An 11,705-nucleotide genomic window follows, 5' to 3' on the forward strand; every position below is an offset into this window, starting at 1 on the left:
ATTTGGCGGCATTATAACTTAATATCCACACAAACTGGAACGGTTAATATAGAACCAATCCCTTTAGGTAACCTAAAGTCTATGACTGCTAACGTGAATCCTATCCATTATAACGCTGCTCGTTTTTTGATCAGTGCCGATAAATTGAGCCAGTGTCCAGAAGATAGCGGAGCAGAGGTTGCGTTTGCAGGACGTTCCAACGCAGGTAAGTCCAGCGCTATAAATGCTCTTACTAATAACGGAAAACTTGCCCGCACATCTAAAACACCGGGAAGAACCCAACTTATCAACTTTTTCGACTTGAATATAGAAGGCTTACGTCTCGTTGATTTGCCTGGTTATGGGTACGCCAAAGTGCCTGTTGCCATGAAAGAGCACTGGCAAAAGCACCTCGATCAATACTTACAACAGCGTTACAGCTTGAAAGGCGTAGTGCTAGTGATGGATATTCGCCATCCCATGAAAGAATTTGATTTGATGATGATTGAGTGGTGTAAATCAACACACGTTCCATTGCATGTATTGTTAACTAAAGCAGATAAGTTAAAACGAGGCCCTGCCCAATCAATCGTATTAACTCTGCGTAAAGAGCTGACACAAATCCTAGGCGATAAGGTTAGTGTACAGTCTTTTTCTTCTTTAAAGCGCGTTGGTGTTGATACATTGAGCGCACGTTTGGATGAGTGGTTATCACAAGGTCTTGATGAATACGAAGAAGAACCAGAAGAAAGCTAAGGAAAGTAAATAGACCCCCAGACAAAGCCCTGAAGGGGGGATAGGGCTAAATCTGGGGTAATGCATCCTGCTTTAAGTATACACATCGGTACTGTTTGTACTTAACTACCGTACTGAATACTGAAAAGGGGAACTTTTACGATGTGTATAACTATTGACCACCGAGTTATCGATTAAGTTCCCACTTTGTTTAAAAAATTTACTGTTTTGAAATTAATGCGCTTGCTCCCAATTTTCGCCACTTCCCGCTTCTACAATTAATGGCACATCAAGTTCCGCTGCATCTTGCATTTGCTCAGAGACCTGAACACTAAACGCATCAACCTGATCAGCTTTCACCTCAAACACCAACTCATCATGTACTTGCATAATCATACTTGCGTCAAAACCACTTTCAGGTAGCCACTGATCAACTTTAATCATTGCTCGCTTAATAATGTCTGCTGCAGTCCCCTGCATAGGCGCGTTTATCGCTGTACGTTCTGCTGCTTGACGCTGAATAGCATTACTCGCATTGATTGCAGGCAGGTATAAACGACGTCCATATACCGTCTCTACGTAACCTTGGGTTTTGGCTTTGTCGCGAATATCCTCCATATAATTTTGCACGCCTGGATAAGTAGCAAAATAGTGTTCTATGTATTTTTTTGCATCATTACGCCCAATACCCAACTGCTTTGCCAAACCAAAAGCTGACATTCCATAAATCAAACCAAAGTTTATCGCTTTTGCGCTACGACGTTGGTCAGCGGTGACCTGACTAAGCTCTGTTTTAAATACTTCTGCTGCTGTCGCTTTGTGGATATCTTCGCCCTGTGAGAAGGCATTTAGCAAGCCTTCATCTCCCGACAAGTGCGCCATAATACGAAGCTCAATTTGAGAGTAATCGACAGCTACTAGTTTATAGCCTTCAGGCGCGACAAAGGCATGACGAATGCGACGACCTTCTAAGGTCCTTACTGGGATATTTTGTAAATTTGGATCGGTCGATGAAAGTCGTCCTGTTGCGGTTATTGCCTGATGGTACGAGGTATGAATGCGCCCGGTACGCTTATTAATCATCAGGGGCAACTTATCCGTATAAGTCGACTTCAGTTTGCTTAAACTACGATGCTCAAGTAACAACTTCGGTAATTCATACTCCAACGCCAGCTCTTGTAGCACTTCTTCGGCCGTTGATGGTACGCCTTTAGGTGTTTTTTTACGCACAGGTAACTGCATTTTTTCAAACAGTATGACTTGCAGCTGTTTAGGTGAAGCTAGATTAAACTCTTCACCCGCTAACTCATGCACCGAGCGCTGCAGCTCTGAAAGACGTTGCTCTATCTCTAGGCTCTGCTTGCCCAATAGGTTTGCATCCACTTTAGCGCCATGACGCTCAATTTTAGATAGCACCGAAATCAACGGCCGCTCTATGTCAGAAAAAACACGATTTAGCGATGCTTCTGTGGATAACTTAGCATTTAATGCTTGGTGTAAACGCAACGTGATATCCGCGTCTTCTGCCGCATAGGGACCGGCCTGTTCAAGATCTACTTGATTAAAGGTCAGTTGCTTTTTACCTTTCCCGGCAATTTCTTCAAAGGTAACCGTTTTAACACCTAAATACTTTTGTGCAAGGCTATCCATATCATGGCGGGTAGCCACTGAGTTCAACACATAGGATTCCAACATCGTATCAAACGCAATGCCTTTCAACTCAATGCCGTAACGAGCCAACACATTCATATCAAACTTAATGTGCTGACCAACTTTTTGCTGAGCATCACTTTCTAACAACGGCTTTAGCTGCGCTAAAACTGAGTTTCGATCCAGCTGACCCGGTGCGCCCATATAATCATGTGCTAAAGGAACATACGCAGCCTCTCCTGCCTCTACTGAAAAAGAAACACCCACGAGCTCCGCTTCCATATAATCTAACCGGTCCGTTTCTGTATCAAAGGCAAAAAGATCAGCAGATTTAAGCTTATCAAGCCAACGATCTAGTTCGTCCTGCTCAGTAATCACCTGATAGTTTACGTTTTTCGGTATGTCTGGCATTGCTGCTACTGCGGCCTTTTCGACTGCTGCCGCCTCAATGCCTTCTTCTAGCTCTTTTACCCAACTACGAAACTCATAGGTATTGAAGAGTTCCAGAAGTTGCTCTTTATCCTGTTTAGGGTGCTTGATATCCGAAAGCTCAAAATCTAGCGGCACATCCGTTTTAATAGTGGCTAGCAAATACGATAGATCAGCGGCGCCTTGGTTCTCTTCTAGTTTTTTCGCCATCGTTTTCGAGCCACGAAAACCTAACTCAGCAATATCATCCAAACGTTGATATAGCTCTGAAATCCCCCCAATACCTTGTAATAATGCCAGTGCCGTTTTTTCTCCAACACCAGGCACACCGGGAATGTTGTCGCTTTTATCACCCATTAATGCCAAAAAATCGATAATTAGATTAGGAGGAATGCCGTACTTCTCTTCAACGCCTTTTTCATCCATTACAGTATTTGTCATGGTATTAATCAAGGTGACATGCTTATTCACTAATTGAGCCATATCCTTATCGCCCGTAGAAATCAAAATATCACAGCCTTGTTCAGTCGCCTGCAAAGCCATAGTGCCAATGACGTCATCTGCTTCCACCCCTCCCTCAACAATTAGAGGCAACCCCATTGCACGAATAATGTTATGTATTGGCTCTATCTGTATGCGCAAATCATCCGGCATAGGAGGACGATGCGACTTATACTCTGCAAAAATCTCATCACGGAATGTCTTTCCCTTAGCATCAAAAATAACAGCGACACGGCTTTCAGGGTGTTGGTTAATCAAGCTGCGTAGCATCGATGTAACTACACGGATAGCGCCACTGGGCGTACCATCGCTGGTACGTAAATCCGCTTGTTGAGAAGCAAAAAATGCACGGTATAAATAAGATGAACCGTCGACTAAAATAAGGGGGGCTGGTTGCTGGGTCATTATCAATCCGTCAGTTAGTTATCCCTGAGACTTTACAGAGCAAGTGTCCGGGCTCACAATCATAGTAAAAATGGCACGACCAAACCAATGGGTATGGAAGAATGAGTAAACATTTACTGATATTACTGGCACTTTTTATGTCAGTTACCGCTTTTGCCGCAGGTGTACCTGGCGATCCTGAAGAGGGTCAGCCAGACATTACTATTCATCATCAGGATGATACCACCTATTACGAATATCGTATCAATGGTGAGCTAAGAGAAATTAAAGTGGTGCCATCCGTTGGTAAGCCCTATTATCTGGTTCCTTCAGAAGGACATGGATCTATGGTCCGTATTGAAGAATCATCACTCCTGATCCCTAAGTGGGTTATTTTTCGCTGGTAATCACGTGGCCGTATATACACAACTTTCGCAAGACGACATGACAAACTTACTCGCTCAGTATGACTTAGGGCAGTTAGTTTCCTACAAAGGCATTGAAGGCGGTATTGAAAATACCAATTACTTCGTGACGCTCGAAAAAGACCATCAGCAAACTGAATATGTGCTGACAGTGTTTGAAGAGTTTGGCATGGACGATATGCCCTTCTTTGTAGAACTCACAACTTGGTTGGCTGAACGACAATTACCTGTGCCATTCCCTTTTAAGGATGGCAACGGCATTGCACTCAAAAAGTTACATAACCGCCCGGCACTAATACAGCCACGCTTTAGCGGCGAGCATGTAGCTCAACAAGATTTGACGCCTGAGCACTGCGCATCAATCGGAACTCATTTGGCCAAATTTCATCTCGCTGCTGAAAATTTCTACTTGCGCCGACAAGCGCATCGTGGGGTTTTTTGGTGGCGACGTGAAAGTCAAAATATTCAACGCCACTTAAGCAAAGAAGATGGAGAGCTGCTTGCTCAAGAAGTCTGCTTATTTGATGAATTGCGCGAACAACCTTGGGGGCTCCCTATGGGCATTATCCATGGTGATATGTTCCATGATAACGCGCTGTTTGAAGGTAATCAGGTATCCGCTATTCTTGATGTTTATAACGCGGCCACTGCTTTTTTGCTGTTTGATTTGGCGATCGTCGCTAACGATTGGTGCACTTTGCCCGATGGGAAAATAGACTCTAAACGTGAGCAGGCGCTGTTAAAAGCCTATCATGCAGAAAGACCATTCACCCCGGATGAATACAAAGCATGGCCTCAGCTCACCCGTACCGCTGCCATGCGCTTCTGGCTATCACGACTTATTCCGGCATGTGGCATTGAACAGGCAGGCCGTCAAAGTGGCGACATGGTGATTAAAGACCCTGATGAGCTTAAACGTATACTACTCAATCGCATCGCAACCCCTTCGAGCCTGCCTAACTAAACACTAGGTAGTTTTTCCACTGAACTCATAGAGAAAGCACCTGTACCGATGGACGTAACTGCAATAATTGATGGCTTAAACGATGCACAACGTAGCGCCGTAACCGCACCTGTACAAAACTTATTAATACTAGCCGGTGCAGGCTCAGGAAAAACTCGTGTACTGGTTCACCGTATTGCTTGGCTCGTGCAAACGGAAAACATGTCGCCTTACTCCATCATGGCAGTTACCTTTACCAACAAAGCGGCTCGTGAGATGCGTGGCCGTATAGAAACATTGTTGGGTGTTAACCCTAATGGTATGTGGGTGGGTACTTTCCACGGCTTGGCTCATCGCTTATTACGAGCCCACTGGCGCGATGCAGGCCTGAATGAAAACTTCCAGATTATGGACAGCGAAGATCAACTGCGTTTGATCAAGCGACTATGCAAAGAAATGTCACTAGATGATACTCGCTGGCCCGCACGCCAGTTCCAGTGGTTCATCAATGCACAAAAGGATGAGGGGCTGCGCAGCCGACATCTAGAACGAACAGCGGACCCACATGACATCACAATGATTCGTATGTATGAAGCCTATGAAGAAGCATGTGACCGAGGCGGAATGATTGATTTTGGCGAGCTATTATTACGCTGCTTGGAGCTGCTACGCGACCATAACCCGTCATTATTAAAACATTACCAACAGCGCTTTCGTTATCTACTCGTTGATGAGTTTCAAGATACCAATGCCATTCAATACGCATGGCTAAGACTACTCTGTGGAAATGATCGCAAGCTCATGGCCGTCGGTGATGATGACCAATCTATCTATGGATGGCGCGGTGCTCGCATTGAGAATATACAAAACCTTCCAGAACATTTCCCTGGAGCAGACACTATACGTTTGGAGCAAAATTATCGCTCTACACAAACAATCCTCAAAGCAGCCAATGCCGTTATCGAAAACAATCGCGGGCGTTTAGGAAAAGAGTTGTGGACGGATGGTAAAGACGGAGAAAAAATTAGCCTTTACGCAGCCTTTAACGAACAAGATGAAGCACGCTTTATTGTCGGCCAGATCCAAAAGTGGGTTGACGAAGGCAACTTACGCTCAGAAGCAGCAATACTTTATCGCTCAAACGCCCAATCTCGAGTACTAGAAGAAGCGCTCATCCGTAGCGGCATGCCCTATAAAATTTACGGTGGCCATCGTTTCTACGACCGTTTAGAAATTAAAAATGCTTTGGCGTACCTGCGTCTCGTATCCAACCGTGATGATGATACAGCAATGGAACGCATCATTAATGTGCCGACACGCGGCATCGGTACTCGAACAATCGAAACAGTCCGAGAGCAAGCCCGCACAGAAAACGTATCAATGTGGCGTGCTGCTAATGAGGTCGTTGAATATAAAAAGCTTCCTTCCCGTGCGCTAACAGCACTACAACTCTTTTTAGACCTGATTAACCAGATCGATACCGACACTACTGGTACAGAGCTGAATGAACAAACTGATCATGCGATCCAACTCAGTGGTTTGATCGATCACCATAAAAAAGAAAAAGGTGAAAAAGCCCAATCTCGTTTAGAAAACCTCGAAGAGCTGATCAACGCAGCCAAGCAATTTAGTGGGCAATGGGTTGCGAGTCCCGAGGAAGAAAATGTAAACGAATTGTCAGCGTTTCTAGACCAGGCAGCTCTCGATGCCGGTGATGCTCAAGCAGCTGACCATCAAGACAGTGTTCAGTTGATGACCTTGCATTCGGCGAAAGGATTGGAGTTCCCGATGGTCTTTCTCGGTGGTGTGGAAGAAGGTTTATTTCCGCATAAGATGTCAGCTGAAGAACCGGGGCGCATGGAAGAAGAACGCCGGCTTTGCTATGTGGGGATTACCCGTGCCATGCAGAAGCTATTTTTAACTTACGCCGAATCAAGGCGTATGCACGGCCAAGAAACGTTTAACCGCCCTTCCCGCTTTATTCAGGAAATTCCTTCTGAATTGATCGAAGAAGTACGTTTAAACGCGAGTGTTAGCCGCCCGATGACATCAAGAAATGACTATAACAGTTCATCCAATAGCAAATTTAGTCCACACTCGGTTCAAATGGATGATGACACTCCTAAGCTCTATATCGGTCAACAAGTTCGCCACCAAAGCTTCGGAGAAGGCATCGTTCTGAACTGCGAAGGAACAGGCCCTAAAGCTCGTATACAGGTCAACTTTGAGAATGTAGGGATGAAGTGGCTAGTATTAGGATTTGCTAAACTGGAGCCGGTTTAAAGACCCGACTCCGCTCAAGTAGCTGACTTTCCAAGGAAGAAAAAGTTAGCTATATAAGCCAATAGCACTCCACATAATAACCCACCGCTATTGGCTAGCATGTCCAACCACTCTCCATAACGGTTTACATAAGGTTGAATCAGCTCAATAGCACCGCTCCACCCAATGAAAAATATCCCAATCAGTATCCAATACTTTGGCCGGCGTAAGGCAACAGGAAACATCAACCCCGCATATGCAATGAAATGGTGACTTTTATCTGTTCCCGGAACACTCGGCAAACTGCCTGCAGGCCATAAAGAAAGAAGCGTAATAGCTAACAGTATCAATAAAGTAATTGCCAGCCAAAACCTATTCAGCTGTGTTAAAATCCTGCCCATTATTATCCTCTTTATTCTATCATCTGATTTTTAAGTGGCTCTCACTCATTGAGTAATGCCGTTATACTTCTCTTCATCTAAAATAAAAATAATAAATGTCCGAGGCTGTCGCCAATATGCTGAAAAAAACGATGTTCACTGCCCCCATTGCTCGCCCATTGCTACGTGGCTTTTCACGAATTACGCTGAAACTATTAGGCTGGAAAGTCGTAGGGAGTATGCCACAAGAAACTAAACAGTGTGTCTTGATTGCGGCCCCACATACCTCTAACTGGGATATGCCTTTAAGTTTAATGATTGCTTTTTCTCTAGACACACAGCTGCACTGGGTAGGTAAACAAAGCATATTTAAATTTCCATTTGGCAGCTTAATGCGCTGGATGGGCGGAATACCTGTCGACCGTTCACATTCCAATAACATGGTTGACGCAACCATCGAGAAATTCAAAGAGTTGCCTGAGCTGCGTATTATGATGGCACCTGAAGGGACTAGAGCGCGTGTTAAACAGTGGAAAAGTGGCTTTTATCATATAGCTCATGGTGCTCAAGTCCCCCTCGCGTTAGCCTTTGTCGATTATAAAAACAAACGAGGTGGCATTGGAAAGTTCATATCAACATGTGGTGACTATGACAAAGATATGGTCGAAATAAATGCATTCTATAAACCGTTATTCAACTAGCTGGAACGAAACTGTTTTATTATTCTTTTGTCTTAGTCGTTAACAACCACTTACATTAACAATAAAAAGAAGAACAATTCAGATGCTCAACTACAGCGAAGCGTGCGAGCGCAACAAACAAGCAATACTGGACACGTTGTCTACTTACCTTGCTTGCAGCAAAACAATTCTTGAAGTCGGTAGTGGTTCTGGCCAACATGCGTTATTTCTAAGTACCCACCATCAACACATCGCTTGGCAACCCTCTGACCAAGAGCACTACCTAGACGCTCTAAAAATCAACATGGAACAGTATGCTGCCCGTGGAGTTTTATCACCCATCGAACTAAACGTTAGCCAAGCTTGGCCAAACACTTTATATGATGGGGTATATACAGCAAACACACTGCACATAATGAGCTGGGAAGAAGTAAAGCAGTTTTTTAAAGGCGCTGGCGCACGTATAAACGAAAACGGCTATTTATTTGTTTATGGCCCATTTCGTTACCTAAACACCTACACTTCAGCAAGTAATGCTACATTTGATCAATGGCTAAAAGCACGGGACCCTTCTAGTGGAATTCGTGATTTTGATGCTGTTGATAGCCTAGCCCAAGCACAAGGACTATCACTAGTAGAAGACTGCCTAATGCCTGCAAATAACCAGTTGCTTATATGGAAACGGGCAAACTGAGATACTTATTCGTAAGAGCGAATGTGTCCATCATCATTAATAGCAACTTGTACACATTCAGTTTCTGTCACCTTACGCAGCGCTCGTCCATCAGGACAGCGGCCCCAAACTTCAACTTTCATCCGTATAGAACTATTGCCCGCTTCGACAATATCCGTATAAAAGCTCAGTATGGTACCCACGAGTACTGGTGACATAAATTCCATTCCACCAATAGATACGGTAGCAACACGACCCGCGGTCTCTCCTCCAGCGCGCATTTCGGCAGCCAGGACAGCCTGTGAAGACACCCAGCCACCATACACATCGCCAAAGACATTAGTTGATGCATGACTTGCAGGGATTTTTAATGATAATTCACCACGGGGGGTTAACTCAGATTTTTCAGTATTCATTATTTTTCTTGTTCAATATTTTGTTATGTTTGACGGCTAAAAGAAGCTGACACGAAACGCTAGACTTAAGTCTAAAAACAGTCCCACAATATTAGCAGATACTGAAACGTCACTCCTAGTAATTCGATGACTTTCGCCTGCTTTTCTGTTGGCTAGCATGAGTTGTCATACTCTTGTCACAAACTGCATTTATATTACGGCCAACTTATTTAATAAACCGATAGTTTTTCTGGAGCTGAAAAATGAAACCCATGAAGAAGTTATTCGCGGCTGTAGCAATGACTGCAACATGCCTAACAGCTAATGCTACAGACTTGTTGGATGCTGATTTACCAACTTACACAAAGGCTTCTGGTGTATCTGGCAACCTATCTAGTGTGGGTTCGGATACTTTAGCTAACTTAATGACCTTGTGGGCTGAAGAGTTTAAGCGTGTATACCCAAATGTTAACGTTCAGATTCAAGCGGCTGGCTCTTCTACTGCGCCACCAGCACTGACAGAAGGCACCTCTAACATGGGCCCAATGTCTCGTAAAATGAAAGATAAAGAGATCGAAGCATTCGAGAAAAAATACGGCTACAAGCCAACGCCTGTTGCTGTCGCTATTGATGCGTTAGCAGTTTTCACACATAAAGATAACCCGGTTAAAGGATTATCTATCCCACAGGTTGATGCCATTTTTTCTTCAACCCGTAAATGCGGCGCAGCTAAAGATGCAAAAACATGGGGGCAAGTAGGTGTTAAAGGCGCTCTAGCGAATAAAAGCATTCAGCTGTTTGGACGTAATTCTGTGTCAGGCACATACGGCTACTTCAAGAAGAAAGCATTGTGTAAAGGCGACTTCAGAAACAATGTAAACGAGCAACCAGGTTCAGCCTCTGTTGTACAGTCAGTATCGACTTCACTGAACAGCATCGGTTACTCAGGTATCGGTTACAAAACTTCATCTGTTCGCGCTTTACCATTGGCTAAGAAAGAAGGCGGTAAGTTTGTAGAAGCGACACCAGAAAATGCAGTCAGCGGTGCTTACCCACTGTCTCGTTTCTTATACGTTTATGTTAACAAAAAACCAGGCACTGCTCTTCCTCCAATGGAGTCTGAGTTCCTGAAAATGGTACTGGCTAAAGTAGGCCAGGAAGTCGTTGTGAAAGATGGCTACATCCCATTACCAGCAAAAGTTGTTGCTAAACAGATGGCTGATCTAGGACTGTAAAAAACAGCCTACTAGATCCGCTATATAGGGAGTGTCTTTGGACACTCCCTTTTTGCGTTTATGACACTCTGTAACATTATTGTCACATAATTTGCTTACCCTGTAGCCACTATCATCATGGATCCATCAGGACTACATTTCCCATGAGCATTGAAAACACATCAGCTCCTAAAATTGACTTCAACACGCCTGCCCAGCTAAGAATGCGCAAGTTTCGTGCACTTAAGGATAAGCTAGCGTCAGGTGGTATTGCGGTAGGTGGCATTAGTGTCATTGTTGCGATTCTTCTGATTTTCTTCTACTTACTTTATGAAGTGATGCCGTTATTTCAATCAGCCAAAGTGCAACCATGGCAGCAAAACGAGCAGGTCGTAGAAAGCTACCCCGTTCCAGGCAGTGGCAACACCTTGTATTTATCCATGGAAGAGCAGGCTGAAATTGGCGTACGCGTTACTGATCAAGGGGAAGTCGTCTTCTTCAATACCTTGAATGGCTCGGTTATTAAATCAGAAACTATTAATATCCCAGCTAACAGCAGCATTACTGGCCTTTCAACTATCTCTGACCCATTACGACAATTTGCTATCGGTTTCAGCAACGGTGATGCACTAGTCATTCAACACAACTATACCTCTTCATATCCAGATGGAGAGCGCGTTATTACCCCCTCTTTAGTTTACCCTTTAGGCGAGGCTCCAATTCATATTGGCAACAACCCCCTTAAACTGTTAGGTATCTCTCATACTGAAGAGAATTGGAATTTAATCGGTGGCGATGAAACCGGTCTGACGCAAACAAAAATATCTGTCGAAGAAAACATGATGACAGGTGAAATTGAGACGACAACGGAGTCTGAAGCACTTCCTAAATTTAACCTAAAAGCTCAAAAGCTCTTATTGTTTCCAGACAGACGCTGGTTACTGGTAGCAGGCAAAAGCACACTTGCCGTTGTTGACCTTAAAGCTGAAGATGGCCCACAAACAACACAAGTGATTGAAGCCAGTAAAGGTAACATCACCAACTTCCAAATGCTG

The 11,705-nt window shown here is 44.2% G+C and carries 10 protein-coding genes and 1 pseudogene; 8 read left to right on the top strand and 3 right to left on the bottom strand.

Annotation, left to right across the window (positions count from 1 at the left end; translation table 11 throughout):
* Positions 1–81: 81 nt before the first annotated feature.
* Positions 82–735 carry a ribosome biogenesis GTP-binding protein YihA/YsxC gene (yihA, locus tag QZZ55_RS08430; protein WP_293266961.1) on the top strand — a complete coding sequence of 218 codons (654 nt, stop codon included), beginning with the start codon at positions 82–84 and terminating at the stop codon, positions 733–735.
* 213 nt (positions 736–948) lie between these two features.
* Here the strand turns inward: yihA and polA are convergent, their stop codons facing one another.
* Positions 949–3,699 carry a DNA polymerase I gene (gene polA / locus QZZ55_RS08435; protein WP_293266882.1) on the bottom strand — a complete coding sequence of 917 codons (2,751 nt, stop codon included), beginning with the start codon at positions 3,697–3,699 and terminating at the stop codon, positions 949–951.
* Between the two features lie 101 nt (positions 3,700–3,800).
* Here polA and QZZ55_RS08440 point away from each other — a divergent pair, with 101 nt between their 5' ends.
* Genes QZZ55_RS08440 through uvrD form a run of 3 tightly spaced genes read left to right on the top strand, consistent with a single transcriptional unit; the run spans position 3,801 to position 7,329 of the window.
* Positions 3,801–4,085, top strand: a complete 285-nt coding sequence (locus QZZ55_RS08440; RefSeq protein WP_293266883.1) for a DUF2782 domain-containing protein — start codon at positions 3,801–3,803, stop codon at positions 4,083–4,085.
* 4 nt (positions 4,086–4,089) lie between these two features.
* The gene (locus QZZ55_RS08445) at positions 4,090–5,067 is read left to right on the top strand and encodes a homoserine kinase (RefSeq protein ID WP_293266884.1); all 978 of its coding nucleotides are present in this window, start codon (positions 4,090–4,092) and stop codon (positions 5,065–5,067) included.
* A gap of 48 nt (positions 5,068–5,115) precedes the next feature.
* The gene (gene uvrD, locus QZZ55_RS08450; RefSeq protein ID WP_293266885.1) at positions 5,116–7,329 is read left to right on the top strand and encodes a DNA helicase II; all 2,214 of its coding nucleotides are present in this window, start codon (positions 5,116–5,118) and stop codon (positions 7,327–7,329) included.
* Between the two features lie 14 nt (positions 7,330–7,343).
* On the opposite strand, the gene QZZ55_RS08455 is transcribed toward uvrD, so the two are convergent.
* Entirely contained in the window at positions 7,344–7,709 is a 366-nt protein-coding gene (locus tag QZZ55_RS08455) for a VanZ family protein (RefSeq protein ID WP_293266886.1), read from the bottom strand.
* A gap of 116 nt (positions 7,710–7,825) precedes the next feature.
* Here QZZ55_RS08455 and QZZ55_RS08460 point away from each other — a divergent pair, with 116 nt between their 5' ends.
* Both QZZ55_RS08460 and QZZ55_RS08465 read left to right on the top strand, forming a co-directional pair.
* Positions 7,826–8,389, top strand: a complete 564-nt coding sequence (locus QZZ55_RS08460; protein WP_293266887.1) for a lysophospholipid acyltransferase family protein — start codon at positions 7,826–7,828, stop codon at positions 8,387–8,389.
* Positions 8,390–8,471: 82 nt separating this feature from the next.
* A complete protein-coding gene (locus QZZ55_RS08465) occupies positions 8,472–9,062 on the top strand; it encodes a DUF938 domain-containing protein (RefSeq protein ID WP_293266888.1) in 591 nt (196 codons plus the stop codon).
* 5 nt (positions 9,063–9,067) lie between these two features.
* Here QZZ55_RS08465 and QZZ55_RS08470 read toward each other — a convergent pair whose 3' ends face one another.
* The gene (locus QZZ55_RS08470) at positions 9,068–9,457 is read right to left on the bottom strand and encodes a hotdog domain-containing protein (RefSeq protein WP_293266889.1); all 390 of its coding nucleotides are present in this window, start codon (positions 9,455–9,457) and stop codon (positions 9,068–9,070) included.
* Positions 9,458–9,699: 242 nt separating this feature from the next.
* On the opposite strand from QZZ55_RS08470, the gene QZZ55_RS08475 reads away from it, so the two are divergent.
* Both QZZ55_RS08475 and QZZ55_RS08480 read left to right on the top strand, forming a co-directional pair.
* Positions 9,700–10,671: a phosphate ABC transporter substrate-binding protein PstS family protein gene (locus QZZ55_RS08475; RefSeq protein ID WP_293266890.1), complete on the top strand. Its 972-nt coding sequence runs from the start codon at positions 9,700–9,702 to the stop codon at positions 10,669–10,671.
* Positions 10,672–10,814: 143 nt separating this feature from the next.
* Positions 10,815–11,705, top strand: a pseudogene (locus QZZ55_RS08480) (phosphate ABC transporter permease); the annotation flags it as partial.

Origin of the sequence: Neptunomonas sp. (genome assembly GCF_016744175.1) — a bacterium.
Taxonomy (GTDB): Bacteria; Pseudomonadota; Gammaproteobacteria; order Pseudomonadales; family Balneatricaceae; genus Neptunomonas.